Annotated in this window: 14 protein-coding genes; 8 read left to right on the top strand and 6 right to left on the bottom strand. The window is 73.9% G+C overall.

The features are described from left to right. Positions 1 to 213: 213 nt before the first annotated feature. Positions 214 to 2,598, top strand: a complete 2,385-nt coding sequence (locus AC07AZ_RS08075) for a hypothetical protein (protein WP_478845003.1) — start codon at positions 214 to 216, stop codon at positions 2,596 to 2,598. On the opposite strand, the gene AC07AZ_RS08070 is transcribed toward AC07AZ_RS08075, so the two are convergent. The 4 genes from AC07AZ_RS08070 to AC07AZ_RS08055 form a co-directional block, all read right to left on the bottom strand. Further along, a complete protein-coding gene (locus AC07AZ_RS08070) occupies positions 2,568 to 5,003 on the bottom strand; it encodes a right-handed parallel beta-helix repeat-containing protein (protein WP_478845001.1) in 2,436 nt (811 codons plus the stop codon). The genes AC07AZ_RS08075 and AC07AZ_RS08070 overlap by 31 nt on opposite strands. A gap of 107 nt (positions 5,004 to 5,110) precedes the next feature. Next, a complete protein-coding gene (locus tag AC07AZ_RS08065; protein ID WP_478844999.1) occupies positions 5,111 to 5,716 on the bottom strand; it encodes an Rv1733c family protein in 606 nt (201 codons plus the stop codon). 205 nt (positions 5,717 to 5,921) lie between these two features. Beyond that, a complete protein-coding gene (locus AC07AZ_RS08060; RefSeq protein WP_478844997.1) occupies positions 5,922 to 6,749 on the bottom strand; it encodes an MOSC domain-containing protein in 828 nt (275 codons plus the stop codon). 42 nt (positions 6,750 to 6,791) lie between these two features. Then, positions 6,792 to 7,223, bottom strand: a complete 432-nt coding sequence (locus AC07AZ_RS08055; RefSeq protein WP_478844995.1) for a DUF6643 family protein — start codon at positions 7,221 to 7,223, stop codon at positions 6,792 to 6,794. Positions 7,224 to 7,532: 309 nt separating this feature from the next. Here AC07AZ_RS08055 and AC07AZ_RS08050 point away from each other — a divergent pair, with 309 nt between their 5' ends. Further along, positions 7,533 to 8,906 (top strand): TerD family protein, encoded by a 1,374-nt coding sequence (locus AC07AZ_RS08050; protein WP_478845356.1) that lies wholly within the window; start codon positions 7,533 to 7,535, stop codon positions 8,904 to 8,906. 4 nt (positions 8,907 to 8,910) lie between these two features. Here the strand turns inward: AC07AZ_RS08050 and AC07AZ_RS08045 are convergent, their stop codons facing one another. Further along, positions 8,911 to 10,107 carry a glycosyltransferase gene (locus AC07AZ_RS08045; RefSeq protein ID WP_478844993.1) on the bottom strand — a complete coding sequence of 399 codons (1,197 nt, stop codon included), beginning with the start codon at positions 10,105 to 10,107 and terminating at the stop codon, positions 8,911 to 8,913. A gap of 39 nt (positions 10,108 to 10,146) precedes the next feature. On the opposite strand from AC07AZ_RS08045, the gene AC07AZ_RS08040 reads away from it, so the two are divergent. From AC07AZ_RS08040 to AC07AZ_RS08015, 6 genes are all read left to right on the top strand, one after another. After that, positions 10,147 to 10,932, top strand: coding sequence for a glutamate racemase (locus AC07AZ_RS08040; RefSeq protein ID WP_478844991.1), 786 nt, complete (start codon positions 10,147 to 10,149; stop codon positions 10,930 to 10,932). 104 nt (positions 10,933 to 11,036) lie between these two features. Continuing rightward, positions 11,037 to 11,612, top strand: a complete 576-nt coding sequence (locus tag AC07AZ_RS08035) for a hypothetical protein (RefSeq protein WP_478844989.1) — start codon at positions 11,037 to 11,039, stop codon at positions 11,610 to 11,612. Between the two features lie 216 nt (positions 11,613 to 11,828). Further along, positions 11,829 to 13,439 (top strand): apolipoprotein N-acyltransferase, encoded by a 1,611-nt coding sequence (gene lnt, locus AC07AZ_RS08030; protein ID WP_478844987.1) that lies wholly within the window; start codon positions 11,829 to 11,831, stop codon positions 13,437 to 13,439. Between the two features lie 69 nt (positions 13,440 to 13,508). After that, positions 13,509 to 13,988 carry an NUDIX hydrolase gene (locus AC07AZ_RS08025; RefSeq protein ID WP_478844985.1) on the top strand — a complete coding sequence of 160 codons (480 nt, stop codon included), beginning with the start codon at positions 13,509 to 13,511 and terminating at the stop codon, positions 13,986 to 13,988. A 54-nt stretch (positions 13,989 to 14,042) separates the two neighbouring features. Further along, positions 14,043 to 14,843 carry a 3-hydroxybutyrate dehydrogenase gene (locus AC07AZ_RS08020; RefSeq protein WP_478844983.1) on the top strand — a complete coding sequence of 267 codons (801 nt, stop codon included), beginning with the start codon at positions 14,043 to 14,045 and terminating at the stop codon, positions 14,841 to 14,843. A gap of 76 nt (positions 14,844 to 14,919) precedes the next feature. Further along, positions 14,920 to 16,917, top strand: a complete 1,998-nt coding sequence (locus AC07AZ_RS08015; protein ID WP_478844981.1) for a helix-turn-helix domain-containing protein — start codon at positions 14,920 to 14,922, stop codon at positions 16,915 to 16,917. Between the two features lie 45 nt (positions 16,918 to 16,962). On the opposite strand, the gene AC07AZ_RS08010 is transcribed toward AC07AZ_RS08015, so the two are convergent. After that, positions 16,963 to 18,357, bottom strand: a complete 1,395-nt coding sequence (locus AC07AZ_RS08010; protein WP_478844979.1) for an MFS transporter — start codon at positions 18,355 to 18,357, stop codon at positions 16,963 to 16,965. Between the last annotated feature and the right edge of the window lie 136 nt (positions 18,358 to 18,493).

The following is an 18,493-nucleotide window of genomic DNA, read 5'->3' as shown; positions in this document are numbered from 1 at the left end:
TTCCGGTGCGCGGGCGTCCCATCCTTGCACGGGTCGCCGCCGGTGGCGCCACCGACTGCCGGACGCGCGCATGTCATCAACGCGTCATCCCCCGCCCGCGTGTCGCACGGATCGGGGAGATTCCGTGTCGGGAGGTGTGCGCCCCCGCTCCGGTGGAGATCCTTGTGCCCGCACGGCAGATGCCGACGGAGCGTCACGGGGGAAGTGCGAACAGTGGAACGTGCACGTGAACATGGCCCGACCCGCGGACCGGGCGACCGCGCCGAGCCGGCCGGGGAGACCGGAGCCGCCCTGGAACTCCTGGTCCACGGCGTGGGCGGCACCACGCCCGAGAAGATGCTCGGTGATCCGCGCACCGTGCGGATCACCGGCGACGACACGGCGGCCGTCTTCCGGCGAGCCGGGGACGCCGACGCGGAGTCCCGACCGGGTGCCCGCCGCGGCCGCCCGGTACCCGAGGCGTACGTCTGGTGCAACCTCACCTCCGGCAACGGCACCCGCGCCCTGTGGCTGGTGCTGCTGCCCTTCATGGTCGTCAACCTCGCCCACTGGATGCGCCCCACCGCGCGCGGCCGCACCCGGACGGTGCGTCTGTACGGGCTGCTCGTGCGGCTCGCCGCCCTGACCCTGACCGTGCTGCTGGTCGCCGCCGTCTGCGAGGTCGCCCTCGACCTGACCGCCTGGCAGTGCGCGGGCACCCGCGCGTGCGCCGGGCGCCACTCCTGGCTGGGCTTCCTGTCGCCCGACTCCTCCGACGGCGGCTGGTGGAGCCGCCCCGGCCGCCGGCTCGCCCTCGCCGCCCTGCTGCCCGCAGGGCTCACCGGCCTGTTGTGGTACCTCTCCCACCGCACCTGGAGCGCCTACGAGTCCCAGCGGCCGCTGCCGCGCCGGCCCGAACCCGACGAGGAGACCGTCCGCACCGCCCTGAGCAGGCCCGGCTTCTGGTACGGCCGCCGACTGGTGGCCCGGCTGCGCGCCGCCCACACCGCCGCGGGCCTGCTCACGGTCGCCGCCGCGGTCTGCTCCGCCGCGGCCCGCTTCGACCGCCGGCCCGGCGGCCCCGCCCTGCTCGACACCGTGGGCCGGCTCCTGGACGCGGCCCTGGTCGCGGGCGCCTTCGCCGTGGTGTGGGTGGTCTGCCGCCGCGGCCGCAGCGAGCGGCGCCCCGACCAGGAACTCGACCGGCACCTCGTACGACGGCTGCCGCTCGCCGCCGTCGTCCTGCTCGCCTGCTCCCTGGTGTACGCCGGCTGGGAGCGTCCGGGCTGGGAATCGACCGGCCGGTTGCCGGGGGACGCCACCTTCGGCGCCCTCGCCGTGGCCCAGGGCGTCGTGGTCCTCGCCCTCGCCGTGGTGGCCCGCCTGCTGCAGCGCACCCACCCCGACCCCCGCGCGGCGCTGCGCGGCCTGGGCGGACCCGCCGTCGCCCTGCTGGCCTGCGCGCTGGGCGGCGTGATGTCCGCGGGCGTCGCGCAGCGGACGTCGGACTGGCTGGACGGCACCGGGACCTCCCTCGACGGCCCGCCGGTCCTGCTGACCTGGCAGGCGTCCGTCCTTCCGCCGCTGCTCGCCGTGCTCCTCGTGTTCTGCGGCCGACTGGCCCGGCGGACCTGGCTGCTGCGCCGCGCGGAACTGCCCGCGGTGGAACGGGACTATCCCGGCGAACCCCGGGACCCGCAGCGCACCCGCCATATCGCCAGGGCACGGGCCATGGCCACCCTGACCGACCGGGCGCCGCTCATCACGGCCGTCACGTCCACCGCCACACTGCTCCTGGGCGCCGGAGCGCTCGTGGGCGCCCTGACGACCGGCCGGGCACCCGCGGGCGCCGCCCGGCACGCCCACCCCTTCGTCCACGGCGCCGCCGCGACCGCGCAGGCCCTGGGCTCCTGGCTGATCGGCGTCGGCTTCGTCCTGTTCGTCACCTGGGGCCGGCGCGCCTACAAGGACCCCGCCGCCAGGCGCACCATCGGCATCCTCTGGGACGTGGGCACCTTCTGGCCGCGCGCCGCCCACCCCTTCGCGCCCCCCTGCTACGCCGAGCGCGCGGTGCCCGACCTGACCTGGCGGATGGACACCTGGACGCGCGCCACCGGCGGGCGGCTCGTCCTGTCCGGCCATTCGCAGGGCAGCGTCCTCGCCGCCGCGGCGGCCTGGCAACTGCACCCCTCCGTCCGCAGACGGGTCGCGCTGCTGACGTACGGCTCCCCGTTGGAACGCCTCTACGGCCGCTGGTTCCCGGCCCACTTCGGCCCGGCCGCCCTCAGCTCGCTGCACCACGAGGTCGACTGCTGGCGCAACCTGTACCGCCTCACCGACCCGATCGGCGGCCCCGTCCGCCTGTCCGGTGACTGCGGACCCGAGGTGGACCGCGAGGCACTCAAAGACCCCCTCGCCCACGGCCGCACCGCGCTGCATCCCCTGCCGGCGCCGATCCTCGGCCACTCCGACTACCAGGCCGACCCGGCGTTCGCCGAGGAACGCGAACGCCTGCTCGCCCGGCTCCGCCCGGACCTGCCGGGCCCCCGGCACCGGGCGGTTCCCGACGGGGGCACGAGCGAGGGGAGTCAGGGAAGCTCGGGCAGGTCCTCGGCGTAGAGGAGCGTCAGGTCGTCCGTGCTCGGGTCCTCGAACTGCGCGACCCGGCTCGCGTGCCGCTCCACCATGGCCTCGAAGGTCTGGCGGGCGGTGCGGCCGTTGCCGAACGCGGGGCCCTTGGGCAGCGTCGTGAAGTACTTCAGCAGGCCCTCGCCGGCGCCGGGCGCCAGCCGGTACTCGTGCTCCTCGGCCTGCTGCTCCACGATCCGCAGCAGTTCCTCGGGCCGGTAGTCACTGAACGTGATCGTCCGTGAGAAGCGTGAGGCCACACCCGGGTTGATCGACAGGAAACGCTCCATCTCGGCCGTGTAACCCGCGACGATCACCACGACCGCGTCGCGGTGGTCCTCCATCAGTTTCACGAGCGTGTCGATGGCCTCCTTGCCGAAGTCGCGGCCGGAGTCCTCCGGGGACAGCGCGTACGCCTCGTCGACGAACAGCACCCCGCCGCGCGCCCGGTCGAAGGCCTCCTGGGTGCGGATCGCGGTGGAGCCGATGTGCTCGCCGACCAGGTCGACGCGGGACACCTCCACGAGATGGCCCTTGTCCAGCACGCCGAGCGAGGCAAGGATCTCGCCGTAGAGACGGGCCACGGTCGTCTTCCCGGTGCCGGGGGAGCCGGTGAAGACCAGATGGCGCTTGACCGAGGCCGCCTTGAGGCCGGCCTGCTGGCGGCGCCGGCCCACCTCGATCATGTCGGTGAGCGCCCGCACCTCACGCTTGACGCTGTCCAGCCCCACCAGCGCGTCGAGCTCGCCGAGGACGTCCTTCGAGCTGCGCGCCGGCTCGGGGCCGGCCGGTCCCGCGAGCGGCTCCTGCTCGGTGGTGCGCTGACCGGGGATCGCGCCCAGCAGCCCGGGCGTCTGCGCGGTCGTCTGTACGGCGGTCTGCGGCGCCGCCGGCGGCCGTGGCCCCGCGCTCTCGTCGCTCGTGCAGTCCTCCACGACGGGGCCCACACCGGACGCGCCGTCCGGGCCGGCCTCCGCGAACTCGTACCCGCCGCGCGCGCAGCGCTCGGTACGGCACTTCTTCAGCGTCGTACGGCAGCCGTCGAGGACGTGGAAGCCGTACCCGCCGCTGCCGGTGACCCGGCAGTTCAGGAAGCTGCCGCGGCCGCCGGCCGAGACGTAGAAGCCCGCTTCGGCGGGGGCGTCGACCGTGCACCGCTCGATCGTCGGGTCGGCGCCCTTGGTGACGATCACTCCGGTCTGGGTGCCGTCGACACTGCAGTTGCTGAGGGTGCCGCCACTGCCGTGGTCGCGGAACCAGGCACCCGTGGCCGCCTCCCGGATACGGCAGTCGTCGAGCTGGGCGGTGGCGCCGTCGCTCACCGACACCGCCGTGTTGCGCACCTGGGACAGGTCGCTGTCGACGACGTCGACGCGGGAGCCGCGGTCCAGGACGAACAGGGCGTCCGGCACGTCGTGCACCCGGCAGGACTCCAGGACCGCGGTGGCGCCGTCGCTGACCCAGACCGCGGGGTAGTCGCCCGTGCTGTCGAAGATCTCGCACTGGTTGGCGTCCACACGGGTGCCCGGGTCCCACACCGACAGTCCGTTGCGGCCGAACTGACGCACCGTCGTCCTGGTCAGTGTGAGCACCGAGCGGGAACGCAGGTCCACCGCGTTCTCCGGGATGTCGTGGATGCGGCAGTCGGCCAGCGTGAGGACCGCGTCGGTGTCGAGCGTGACGCCGTCGGCGGTGGTGCGGTGCACGTCGCAGTCGGTGAGGTGCGCGGTGGCCCGTCCGGTGATCTGGACGCCGCTGCCCCTGACCTCGTAGATCTCGCAACCCACCGCTTCCAGCGCCGAGTTCTCACCGGTCACCGTGAGACCCGCGCCCGAGGTGTGGTGGATCCGGCAGCGCTCCAGGCGGGGATGCGCGCCGCCGCGCACCGCGACCCCCGACTGGCCGGCCGCGACCACCTCGCACTCCTCGAACACCCCGCCGCCGCCGTCGAGTACGGCGATACCGATGCCGGCCGGATTGTCGACCGTGCACCGCCGCACCGTCGGGCGGGCGCCCGACCGCACCTCGATGCCGGCCGCGGACCGCGTGACGATCCGCACGTCCAGAAGCTCCGGTGTGCCCGCCTCCACCAGCAGCGCGGGGGCGGCCGAGTCCTGGCCCTCCACGTGCAGGTCCTGCACCACCGCGGAGGCGCACACGGTCAGCGGCACTCCGTCCACGGGCGCGATCCGCACCGAACCGGCGGAGCCCTCGGGGCCGCGCAGGGTCACCGCACGCTCCACCACGAGGTTCTCGCGGTACGTGCCGGGCGCGACGGTGAGGACGTCGCCGTCGGCCGCGGCCTCCAGGGCGGCGGCGAGCGATGCGTACTCACCTGTGCGGCGGCGCCACCGCGATGTGCCGGTGTGCGTCACCTGGACCGTGCCCTGTGCCATGGCGTTGCCGTGCCCCCACCTCGTGGTACGCGGGTTGATGCCGAAGAACTCGGCCGGTCCACCGTAGCGTGCGCGCGGGCGGTGGGTTGACCAGAGTGGGAAGGCCGTCAGCTGCCGGTGCCGGTCCGGCCCCAGTCGGGGCCCGCCCGCTCCCAGGCCTGGTCCCAACGGGCGTACCGGCGGCGGATTATGTGCCACAGGACCAGCCGTCTGCACCCCTCGACCAGGGCCACCACCAGCAGGGCCGTGCCCACCCCGGCGAGGACGGCGTGGGTCGTCGCCGTCGCCGAGTCCAGCGGGCGGGCCACCAGCCGGCCGTGCGGGTCGGTCCACAGCGTGAAGTGGTCACCGCGGTGCGGGGACTTGAGCTCGGCCATGGCCGGTCCGTGCTGCCGGGTGCCGTCCGGCGCGGTCCACCCGGCGAGGACCCGGCTGCGCACGTCCCGCCCGGAGGAGGTCTCCGGATCCGCCTCCAGCGGGGAGCGGTCGAGTCGGCGGAGCACGGTGGCGGTGACCAGATGGCGGGAGTGGGTCTGCTCCCGCACGGACCGCTGCAGGACGCCCTGGGCGACGGTGCCCACCAGGGAGCCCAGCACCGGTGCCACGACCAGGATCAGCAGCAGGGCGAGCAGTGCGACCCAGGCCTCGGCCAGGTCGGTCGTACGGCGCAGCGGATTGTGCCGCCAGCGCCAGAGTCCGCTGATCGCTCGCACCGGCCCGCACCCCCTTCCCGCTCCGTGATAACCCGTCGCGGAGTCGTTCCGCCGTGGGACCGGTGAAGAGAGAGCGAAGTCACCGGACCGGGACCATGGCGGACCCCGCACGGATCCCAACGAGCGGGCCCCCGAAAGGGGTTCCCGCGGGCCCGGCCCGGACAGGGGCGGCCGGCCGGGAACCGGAGAGCCCCTCGCGGGTGCCTCAGCCGAGGACGGTGACCGGATCGCCGACGCGGATGGTGCCGGAGGACTCGGGGACCAGGTTCTGCCCGAAGACCAGCATGCTTCCGAACCGGCGGTGGCGCCCCAGGGTGCGCAGGGGCTCCTTGCCGCGTCCGGCGGTGGCCTGGTCGGTCGTGGTGACGACGCACCGGCCGCACATCTTGGCGACCCGGAAGGTGACGTCGCCGACGGCGACCCGTGACCAGTCGTCCTCGGCCCAGGGGTCGGTGCCCGCCACGACCACGTTCGGCCGGAACCGGTTCATGGGCAGCGGGCCCTCTTCGGCGTGGTCGCCCTCCGCGATCAGGGAGTTGAGCGCGTCGAGTGAGGCGGCCGTGGTGAGCAGCAGCGGGTAGCCGTCCGCGAAGGAGACGGTCTCACCGGGCAGCGCGTGCCCGGGGTCGACGGGCCGCCGCGTGGCGGGGTCGTCCATGTGCACGAGGCGCACCTGCGCGCCGGTGTACTCGCTGCACCAGGCGTGCGCGGCGGCGGCCTGTGCGGGCACTGCCTCTACCTTGTCGCCGAAGATGTCCACCCACACCGTGGCGGCCGCCTCCGGCACGGGCACGGCGAGCGGCTCCATACCGGGCGCGGACAGACGGAGGCCGCCGTCGGGCAGGAGCTCGGCGGCGGCCAGTGCCAGATGCGCCTTCTGACGTTGTGTGACGACCTTTCCCCCGTCGTCGATCAGTACCCAGCGCCGGTCTCCGGCCAGCCCCCAGGGCTCCACGACGGCCTCCCGGGGCGCCAGGCCCCGGAACGCCTTGACCGGGTGAAGATGAATCGACTGCAGCTGCGCGTTCCCCATGGCTCCATCGTGCCAGGCGGCGCCGTCGGTGCCGAGGGCCGATCAGTAGCCGCGATACTGCTGCTGGTTGCCGTACGGATCCTGGTAAGGGGCTGGAGCGGGCCGGGGAGCAGCGGGGCGCATCGCCTCGTAGCCCGTGCCGGGACCCGGCTGTCGCGGCTGCTGTTGCTGCGGGCCGGGGTAACCGCGCGGTGCGGCGGCCTGCTGCGGGATGTACGCGGCGGGCGCCTGCTGGAGCGGGGCGACCTGCTGCACCTGCTGGTAGCCGTAGGAGGGCTGGGAGGGAGCCGCCGGGAGGGCGGGCAGTGCCGACGGCAGCGCGGGCAGGTAACCACCCGTGTCGTACGCGGCGGGGACCCGGATCGGAGCGATCTGCGGGGTGCCCCGCTCGGCCACGAGCGAGTCGTAGATCGGGGTGTCCGGGAAGGAGGCGGAGTAGTAGCCGCCGCCATAAGTGGAGCGGGGGGAGGTCATGGCACATAAGTTAAGCCCACGATGTGCTGGTTGGGGAGACCGATAAGAGGGTTGTTTTCCGTGTCCGGCGTGATGTGGGATCCCCAATGCGAGCGAACTTGGCAAAAAGGGGCGCTGAGCTGCGTTCGGATCATGTAAATGCCCGGTTCCCGAGTGGTTACCGGCGGTTGACCACTGCTTCCTCCGCGTTCTCTTTGCGCCTCTCATGGGAGTTCGCCGTCGCTGCGAATAGGTTGGGCGGCGGAAGTAAACCGAAGGGCAGCCGTCACCGGGCCGGCCCGGTGACCCGTGATGGGGGCGGACATGTCAATGCCGAAGGGATCCAACGCTCCGGTGCCGACGACGGCACTGCGCGTCGAAATGGGCTGGCGCACCGCACCGGGCGTGCCCGACGCGGACGCCTCGGCCCTGGTCCTGGTCGGGGGGAAGGTCCGCTCCGACGGTGACTTCGTCTTCTACAACCAGCCCGCGCACTCCTCCGGCGCGGTCCGGCACGAGGGCAAGCGCGTCGACGCCGGCAGGGTGACCGACACCCTCCTCGTCGACCTCGCGCGCGTGGAGCCCGCCGTCGACACGGTGGTCCTCGCCGCCTCCGCGGACGGCGGTACGTTCGCGCAGATCCCCGAGCTGTACATCGAGGTCCGGGACGCCGCGCGGGACACGGTCGCCGCACGTTTCGACAGCACCGGCGCCACGGTCGAGACGGCCTTCGTGCTCGGCGAGTTCTACCGCCGCCAGGGCGCCTGGAAGTTCCGTGCCGTGGGCCAGGGCTACGACAGCGGACTGGAGGGCCTGGCCAGGGACTTCGGGATCACGGTGGACGAACCGCAGCACGCGGCCCCTCCCGCACCGGCGCCCCCGGCCCCCCGGCCGGCGACCGCACCGGCGCCCCCGGCCCCCCGGCCGGCGACCGCACCGGCGCCCCCGGCCCCCCTTCCACCGCCGGCGGCACCCCCGGCGACCGTGCCGCCCGTGGCACCGCCGCCGACCACGCGGCCGCCCGTGGCACCGCCGCCCCCGCCGCAGGCACCCCCCGCCGCACCCGTGCGGCTGACCAAGGTCACGCTCACCAAGGCCGCGCCCTCCGTGTCGCTGACCAAGCAGGGCGGTACCTCGGGCGCCCTGCGCGTGAACCTCAACTGGGAGGTGCGCAAGCAGTTCTCGGGATGGGGCAGCAAACGCGGCCGGGCCGTCGCCATGCACGCCGACCTCGACCTGGACCTGTGCGCGTTGTACGAACTCTCCGACGGCCGCAAGGGAGTCGTCCAGGCACTCGGCAACGCCTTCGGGTCGCTCCAGCACCCGCCGTACGTCCATCTCGACGGCGACGACCGCACCGGAGCGGTGGCCGACGGCGAGAACCTGACCGTCAACCTCGACCACGCCCGGGACTTCCGCCGCATCCTCGTCTTCGTCACCATCTACGAGGGCGCCCGCTCCTTCGCCGACCTGCACGCCACGGTCACCCTCCAGCCGCAGTACGGCGCCACGGTCGACTTCTCGCTCGACGAGTGCACGGTCCCCTCGACCGTGTGCGCGCTCGCCCTGATCACCAACACCGGCAGCGACCTGGTCGTACAGCGGGAGGCCCGCTACCTGGTGCCCGAGCGCGGGGTGAGCCCGCAGCGCACCGTCGACCGCGTCTACGGCTGGGGCATGAACTGGACACCCGGCAGGAAGTGAGCGCTCAGACCTCGTCGCCGGCGACCGCGTCCGGGCGGGCGTAGGTGCGGCCCTTCCAGGCCGCCCCGCGCCCCCGGTGGTGCTGCACCGCGGAATCCACCGTCATCAGGAGGTAGAGGAAGGCGGTGAACGGCAGCAGGGGCGCGAGCCACAGCGGCTGCCGGTAGTAGCGGACCATCGGGACGTACGTCGCCGTCATCACCAGCCAGGCCGACCCCCCGACCGCGGCCGCCGTCGCGTCTCCGGCGGCCGCACCGGCCACCAGCGCCACCGGCGGCACCAGGTAGACCAGCGCCAGCCCGGCGACCGTCCCGGCCAGCAGCAGGGGACTGTGCCGCAACTGCGCGTACGCGCTGCGCGACACCATCCGCCACAGGTCGCCCAGCCGCGGGTAGGGCCGCACGCTGTCCACCCGCTCGGCCAGCCCCAGCCACACCCGGCCACCGCCGCCCTTCACGGCCCGCGCGAGCGCCACGTCGTCGATCACGGCCTGCCGGATGGCGTCGGGAATCCGCGCGCGCTCGGCCGCCCGCGCGCCGAGCAGGACGCAGCCGCCCGCCGCGGCCGCCGTCCGGGTCCCCACCCTGCCGATCCGGCGGAACGGATACAGCTGGGCGAAGAAGTAGACGAACGCCGGCACGACCAGCCGTTCCCAGCCGCTCTCCACCCGCAGTCGGGCCATCTGGGAGACGACGTCGAAGCCGCCGGTGTCCGCCGCCGCGACCAGTTCCCGCAGGCTGTCGGGCGCGTGCGCGATGTCGGCGTCCGTCAGCAGCAGGTACTCGGGGTCCCGCGCCCGGGCGAGGCCCATGCCGTGCCGCACCGCCCAGAGCTTGCCGGTCCAGCCCGCGGGCGGCTCGCCCGGAGACGCCACGGTCAGGGGCAGCCCGCCGGTGCGCCGCGCCAGTTCCCGCGCGAGGTCCCCCGTGCCGTCGGCGCTGCCGTCGTCGACGAGGAAGACCTCCGCCCGCCCCGGGTAGTCCTGCGCCAGCAGCGAGGGCAGCGAGGCCGGCAGCACCTCCGCCTCGTCGCGGGCCGGTACGACCACACAGACCGAGGGCCACCGCGCGGGCTCGCCGCGGGGTGGCAGCCTGACGTCAGTGCGCCAGAAGAAGCCCTGGCAGAGCAGCAGCCACAGCCAGGCGGCGAGTGATCCGGCGGCGATCCACACGATGGCGCTCACGCGCGCAGTCTGCCCCACGAGGGCTGCCCGGAAGGGGCCATCGTCTATGGTGGCCGGGTGAAGATCGCGCTCATGGACTCCGGAATCGGTCTGCTGGCGGCCACCGCCGCCGTTCGGCGCCTGCGCCCCGACGCCGATCTGGTGCTCTCCCTGGACCCCGACGGGATGCCCTGGGGACCGCGCACCCCGCAGGACCTGACCCGGCGCGCCCTGGCCGTGGCCGAGGCCGCCGCCGCCCACGCTCCGGACGCCCTGATCATCGGCTGCAACACCGCGACCGTGCACGCCCTGTCCACCCTGCGCGACCACCTCGAACCCGCTCTGCCCGTCATCGGCACGGTCCCGGCGATCAAGCCGGCCGCCGCCGGCGGCGGACCGTTCGCGATCTGGGCGACGCCGGCCACCACGGGCAGCCCCTACCAGCGCAACCTCATCGACGAGTTCGCCGACGGCGTGCCGGTCACCGAGGTGCCCTGCCACGGGCTCGCCGAGGCCGTGGAGCACGCGGACGAGGGTGCGATCACCGCCGCCGTCGCCGCGGCCGCCGCGCTGACCCCCGAGGACGTCACGACCGTCGTCCTGGGCTGCACCCATTACGAGCTGGTCGCCGAACGCATCCGCGCCGCCGTGCAGCGCCCCGGCTTCCCGCCGCTCGTCCTGCACGGCTCGGCGGGCGCGGTGGCCGCCCAGGCCCTGCGCCGGCTCGGCGAGCCGACCTCGCCCCGATCCGCCGCCGACGGCGGTCTGACGGTCCTGCTGAGCGGACGCGAGGGCGCGCTGCCCGCCGCCGCCCTGGCCTACGAGGAAGGCCGGCTCCTCCAGGCGGTCACCCCCGCCCGCTGACCGAGCGTCACCCCGCCGGGGCTCCCTGCGGCAGCGGCGGCACGGAAAGCGTCACTCTCCGCGAGGTACTGCCCGCAGAGCGAAACCTGAGTACTGTCGTAGGCATGAGGGACCACCCCCACGGCGAGCACCTCCCCGGCACCCACCCCCGCGGTGAGCACGCCCCCCACCCCGACGTCTGGACCGGCCGCGCCACGAACCGGGTCCAGTGGCTGCTCGCGCTCGTCGGCGCCGCCTGCCTGGCGCTCGGCGTCGAACTGGCCGTCGACTCGACATGGACCTCGGGCATCGCCCCCCTGGTCATGTCCGTCGTCGGCTGCATCGCGGCCGGAGTGCTGGTGCTGTTCGGCACCCTCGCCTTCGTCCATGTCGCGCTCAAGGTCGACCGGGACTGCCTGGAGGTGCGCTGCGGCCACATCGGTGTTCCGCGCCGCCGCATCCCGCTCGCCCAGGTGACCGGCGCCGAGTTCGTCGCGCTCGTCACCCCCCGCCACTGGGGCGGCTGGGGCTACCGCTGGCTGCCCGAGAAGGGCACCGCGGTCGTCGTACGGCGGGGCGAGGGCCTGATGCTGAGCCTGTGGGACGGGCACACGTTCACGATCACGGTGGACGACGCGGAGGCCGCCGTACGCGTCATCAGGGACCGACTGCGCCCGAGCACGCCCGGCGCCACGCACTGACCGTGCCCGGCCGGCCGCCGCGTCTCCTCCCGGCTCAGAGGGGCGGACGATCACCGTGACCGAGGCTCCGGCGCCACGGTAGCCGCCGATGGGCGGTTTGTGGATGCGTTGGACCGGGCCGCGCGGGAACGACGCGCCGGCGGCACGGACACCGGCCACCGCCTGCCCCGTGGACGTCGCTGTCGGCGCCAAGGTCACCGGCCGTACACTCCCGGAGTGACCGTCACCGCAACCTCCGTGGACGAATCGGACCAGCTGGAACCGTCGAGCGAGCCCGCGACACGCGGGTCGCGGCTCACGCGGTTCGTCCCGGCCGCCGTCGCGGCGCTCTCCGGAGTGCTGCTCTACGTCAGTTTCCCGCCCCGCACCCTCTGGTGGCTGGCCCTGCCGGCCTTCGCCGCCTTCGGCTGGGTGCTGCGCGGCCGGAGCTGGAAGGCGGGCCTCGGTCTCGGCTACCTCTTCGGCCTCGGCTTCCTGCTGCCGCTCCTGGTGTGGACCGGGGTCGAGGTCGGCTCCGGTCCCTGGCTGGCGCTCGTGGCGGTGGAGGCGGTCTTCATCGCGCTGGTCGGCGCGGGTATCACGGCCGTCTCGAAGCTGCCCGGCCGGCCGGTGTGGGCGGCCGCGGTGTGGATCGCCGGCGAGGCGGCGCGCGCGCGGGCGCCCTTCAACGGCTTCCCCTGGGGCAAGATCGCGTTCGGTCAGGCCGACGGCGTCTTCCTGCCGCTCGCCGCGGTGGGCGGCACCCCCGTGCTCGGTTTCGCCGTCGTCCTGTGCGGGTTCGGCCTGTGCGAGCTCGTCCGGCTGGCGGTGCGGGCGCGCCGCACCCGCGTCGTCCGGCGCTCGGCCGCGGCGGTCGCCCTGCTGAGCGTCGCCGTGCCGGTGGTGGGAGCCGTGGCCGCCCGCGGCCTGGTCAGCGACAAGGCCCAGGACGGCACCGTGACCGTCGCGGTCATCCAGGGCAACGTGCCCCGCTCCGGGCTGGAGTTCAACGCCCAGCGGCGGGCCGTGCTCGACTACCACGCGCGGGAGACGCGGCGACTGGCCGCCGAGGTCGCGGCGGGCCGGGTCGCCCGGCCCGACATCGTGCTGTGGCCCGAGAACTCCTCCGACATCGACCCCTTCGCCTATCCCGACGCGCGCGCGGTCATCGACGGCGCGGCGAAGGCGATCGGCGCTCCCGTCTCGGTCGGCGGAGTCGTCGAGAAGCACGGCAAGCTGTACAACGAGCAGATCCTGTGGGACCCGGCGAAGGGGCCCGTGGACACCTACGACAAGCGGCAGATCCAGCCCTTCGGCGAGTACCTCCCGCTGCGCTCCCTGCTCGGCGCGATCAACAAGAACTGGACCTCGATGGTCCGCCAGGACTTCAGCCGGGGCACCGAGCCGGGTGTCTTCGACATGGACGGCGCCAAGGTCGGCCTGGTCACCTGCTACGAGGCCGCCTTCGACTGGGCCGTGCGCTCCGAGGTCACCGACGGCGCGCAGCTGATCTCCGTGCCGAGCAACAACGCGACCTTCGACCGCAGCGAGATGACCTACCAGCAGCTCGCGATGTCCCGGGTGCGTGCGGTCGAGCACAGCCGGACCGTGACGGTGCCGGTGACCAGCGGCGTCAGCGCGATGATCATGCCGGACGGCAGGATCACGCAGCGGACCGGCATGTTCGTGGCCGACTCGCTGGTGCAGAAGGTGCCGCTGCGGTCGTCGCAGACACCGGCCACCCGGCTCGGGATCCTGCCGGAGATCGCCCTGGTGCTGGTCGCCGCCGGCGGGCTGGGCTGGGCGATCGCCTCCGGCGTGCGCGGGCGGCGCGCCCGCGACGCGTAGCCGTACGCCGGGCGAACGCCCCCAGCGCTGTGACGGGGGCGGCCCGACCGGCCGGTTAGGGTCGGGGGCATGGCTACCCCCGACTTCATCCAGACGCTCCGCGCCTACGCCGGGCATCAGTTGCTCTGGCTCCCCGGTGTCAGTGCCGTCGTCTTCGACGACGAGGGCCGCGTGCTGCTGAACCGCCGCTCCGACACCGGACAGTGGGCGCTGATCGGCGGTATTCCGGAGCCGGGGGAGCAGCCGGCGGCCTGCGCCGTGCGCGAGATCCACGAGGAGACCGGGGTGCGGGCCGTCGTCGAGCGGGTGATCGTCGTCCAGGCGCTCAAGCCCGTCACCTACGACAACGGCGACATGTGCCAGTACATGGACATCTCGTTCCGCTGCCGGGCCGTCGGTGGGCAGGCCCGGGTCAACGACGACGAGTCGCTGGAGGTGGGCTGGTTCGAGGTGGACGCGCTGCCGGACCTCAACGACTTCGGGCGCCAGCGGATCAAGCAGGCACTGTCTGACGCACCCACATGGTTCGACCCTACGAGTTCCAGCTGAAGTATGGGCTGTGACCACATGTGGTCCGGCCGGGGTGCTGCCTAGGCTCGATCCATGACCCCGAGCAGCCCCCACCCGGCCCCCCACACCCCCTCGCTCGACCTCGACGGCCGTACCGCCCTGGTCACCGGTGCCGCCGGCGGTATCGGCCGGGCCTGCGCGCTGCGGCTCGCCGCCGCCGGTGCCAAGGTGAGAGCGGTCGACCGGGACGCGGCCGGCCTGGCGGAACTCGCCGGAGCCGCCGGCGGTCTCGCGGGCGTCGTCGAGCCGCACGTGCTCGACCTGACCGACCTCGAGGCCGCCGAACTCGCCGCCGCGGGCACCGACGTCCTGGTCAACAACGCCGGGCTGCAGCTGGTGCGGCCCATCGAGGAGTTCCCCCCCGAGGTCTTCCACACGGTGCTCACCGTGATGCTGGAGGCACCGTTCCGCCTCATCCGCGGCGCCCTGCCCCACATGTACGGCCAGCAGTGGGGCCGCATCGTCAACGTGTCCTCCGTCCACGGGCTCCGCGCCTCGGCCTACAAGTCGGCCTATGTGGCGGCCAAACACGGCCTGGAGGGGCTGTCGAAAACGGCCGCCCTCGAAGGCGCCCCCCATGGCGTGACGTCGAACTGTGTGAACCCCGCCTATGTGCGCACCCCCCTGGTCGAGAAGCAGCTCGCCGATCAGGCCCGCACCCACGGCATCCCGGAGGAACGGGTGCTGACCGAGGTGCTGCTCCAGGACACCGCCGTCAAGCGGCTCATCGAACCGGAGGAGGTGGCCGAGGCCGTGGCGTACCTGTGCGGCCCGCACGCCTCGTTCGTGACCGGAACCTCCCTCGTCCTCGACGGCGGCTGGACCGCCCACTGAGGCGGCCGCCGGGGTGGCCCGCCGAAGTTGTCCACAGGGCTGACGGGCCGAGCGAGGGATGGGTGATCCTGTGAGCATGTCCAGCGATCACGTGCAGTCCGCCGAGCGTCTCACCACCCGCGCCGCGGCCCCCGTCCCGGCGCCCGCGGCCCGGGTCCGGGCGCTGACCGGCGCCGAACCGGTGCCCGGTGGCGCCGAGACGCCCTTCCTCGAACTGCTGGCCCGCGGCGCGTCCGCCGAAGCCTACGAGCAGCCGGTGCTGCTGGCCCGCGCCGAGGGCCGGCCCGCCGAACGGATCGCCGCGCTGGAACAGGCCAAGCTGCTCGCGCTGCGCGTCCGCGCCGAGCTGGAGGGGCGGCGCCGGCGGGAGGCGGAGCTGTCCGCGCTGTTCGAGACCGCCCACGACCTGGCCGGCCTGCGCGACCTGGACGCGGTGCTCCAGGCGATCGTGCAGCGGGCCCGCTCCCTGCTCGGCACGGACGTCGCCTACCTCAGCCTCAACGATCCGGCGCGCGGCGACACCTACATGCGGGTGACCGAGGGCTCGGTCGCCGCCCGCTTCCAGCAGTTGCGGCTCGGCATGGGCGAGGGGCTCGGCGGCCTCGTCGCCCAGACGGCCCGCCCGTACGTCACCGACGACTACTTCAAGGACGACCGCTTCCAGCACACCCTGCCCATCGACTCGGGCGTACGGGACGAGGGACTGGTCGCCATCCTCGGCGTGCCGCTGACGCTGGGGCACCACGTCATCGGCGTCCTGTTCGCGGCCGACCGGCGGGCCCGGGTCTTCGAACGCGAACAGATCGCCCTGCTCGGTTCGTTCGCCGCGCTGGCCGCGGCCGCCATCGACACCGCCAACCTGCTGACCGAGACCCGCTCCGCCCTGGCCGGCCTGGAACGGGCCAACGAGATCATCCGGGACCGCAGCGGTGTCATCGAGCGCGCCTCCGACGTCCACGACCGGCTCGCCGAACTGGTCCTGCGCGGCGGCGGCGTGCACGACGTGGCCGCCGCGGTCTCCGCGGTCCTGGACAGCACGGTCGAGTTCACCGAGGCGGACACCGCGCCCGCGCGGGCCCTGGAGGCGTCCCGCGCCGAAGGACACGCGGTGCGGCACGGCCACGACTGGATCGCCGCCGTGGCGGCCGGCGGGGAACTGCTCGGCGCGCTGGTGCTGCGCGGTCACCCCGAGCTCGACCCCGTCGACCAGCGCACGCTGGAGCGGGCCGCGATGGTCACCTCGCTCCTCCTGCTCGCCAGGCGGTCCGCCGCCGAGGCCGAACAGAGGGTGCGCGGCGAGCTGTTGGACGACCTGCTGGACGCCCGCGACCGGGACCCGCGCCTGCTGCGCGAACGCGCCGCCCGGCTGCGCGCCGACCTCGACGCCACGCATGTGGTGCTCGCCGCCCGGCTCGACGGCGCGGCCGCGGACGCCGACCAGGAGGCGGCGGCCCGCAGACGTCTGTGGTCGGCCGCCTCGCACCTCGCCGCGACCCGGCGGGGCCTGGCCGCCGCGCGGGACGGCGGCACCGTCCTGCTGCTGCCCCTGCCCACGGGAGACAGCGCGACGGAGCTGGCGCGCGCCACCGCCCGCCGGCTCGGCACCGCCGTCCACGAGCCGGTCACCGTCGGCGCCTCCGCCCCCGTCGGGAGACTCGCCGACCGGCCGGACGCCGTGGCCGCCGCCTACGAGGAGGGCCGGCGCTGTCTGGACGCCCTGCGGCTGCTGGGCCGCTCCGGCGACGGGGCCGCCGCCGAGGACTTCGGCTTCCTGGGGCTCCTGCTGGCCGGTGACCGGGACATCTCCGGCTTCGTCGACCGCACGATCGGCCAGGTCGTCACCTACGACGAGCGGCGCGGCACCGACCTGGTCCGCACTCTCGACGCGTACTTCGCCTGTGGGATGAGCCCCGCCCGCACGAAGGACGAGCTGCACGTCCACGTCAACACGGTCGCACAGCGCCTGGAGCGGGTGGGACGCCTGCTCGGTGACGACTGGCAGAGCCCCGCCCGCGCCCTGGAGATCCAACTCGCTCTGCGTCTGCACCTGGTGTCGGGTCCACCGCGCCACTGACCCCGTACGCGCGGGCGTACGGGGGCCGGGCGCTGAGTGGTGTGATCAGACGGGGCGCGCGTCCGCGGAGCGGGCCCGCGCGGGCTCCGGGGCGTCAGCGGGCTCGACACCGGCCAGGTCCCGGTGACGGGTCTCCTCGGCCACCGCGACGGCGACGACCGTCACGACGGCGGCGGCGATGACGTACAGGGCGATGGGTGTGGAACTGCCGTAGTCGGCCAGCAGCGCGGTGGCGATCAGGGGCGCGGGCGCGCCGGCCGCGACGGAGGCGAACTGAGCCCCGATGGAGGCGCCGGAGTAGCGCATCCGGGTTGCGAACATCTCGGAGAAGAAGGCGGCCTGCGGCGCGTACATCGCCCCGTGCAGCGCCAGGCCGACGGTCACGGCCAGGATCAGGAAGCCGAAGCCGCCGGTGTCGACGAGGGAGAAGAACGGGAACATCCACAGGCCGATGCCGACGGCGCCCAGCAGGTAGACAGGGCGGCGGCCGACCCGGTCCGACAGCGCGCCCCAGGCCGGGATGACCGCGAAGTGCACGGCCGAGGCGATCAGCACGGCGTTCAGCGCGGTCTGCCTGGACACTCCGGCCGAGGTGGTGGCGTAGACGAGGATGAAGGCCGTGATGACGTAGTAGCTGATGTTCTCCGCCATACGGGCGCCCATCGCGACCAGGATGTCGCGCCAGTGGTGCCGCAGGACCGAGACGAGCGGCAGCTTCTCCGTCTCGGCCGGCCGGGCCGCCCTGCGTGCCTCCGCCTGCGCCAACGCCTCCTTGAAGACCGGCGATTCGTCGACGGACAGACGAATCCACAGACCGACGGCCACCAGCACACCGGAGAGCAGGAAAGGTATCCGCCAGCCCCAGGAGACGAAGGCCGCGTCGGACAGCACGGCGGTGAGGAACGACAGCACCCCGGTCGCGAGGAGTTGTCCCGCGGGTGCGCCCGTCTGCGGCCAGGAGGCCCAGAAGCCCCGGCGCCGGGCGTCGCCGTGTTCGGACACCAGCAGGACGGCCCCGCCCCACTCGCCGCCGAGCGCGAAGCCCTGCACCAGGCGCAGGGCCGTCAACAGGACGGGCGCGGCCGTTCCGACGGTGGCGTGGGTCGGCAGCAGTCCGATCGCGAACGTGGCAGCGCCCATCAGCAGCAGGCTCAGCACCAGCAGCTTCTTGCGTCCGAGCCGGTCGCCGTAGTGCCCGAAGACGAGGGCACCGAGCGGACGGGCGGCGAACCCGACCGCGTACGTGAGGAACGACAGCAGGGTGCCGACGAGCGGGTCGGAGCCCGGGAAGAACAGCTTGTTGAAGACGAGGGCGGCCGCGGAGCCGTAAAGGAAGAAGTCGTACCACTCGACGGTGGTGCCGATGAGACTGGCGGCGACGATGCGCTTGAGGCCGGCGGGGACGGGGGGCGTCGGTGGAGCGGTTGCTGCGGAGGCCATGTGCGCCACTTCCTCGTGTGCGGTGGGGACGGTGGGTGTCGGCACACCGTAGGAAGACGCACGTCACGGGCACATGTGGTGGGGCACCATACTTCGGGGGCGGGGTGTGCGTGCCGGCCCCATGACTGACCTCGGC

The organism is Streptomyces sp. NPDC043878 (genome assembly GCF_056435735.1).
Note: the sequence above shows the minus strand (reverse complement) of the source record. Positions and strands in the feature narration are given on the sequence as shown.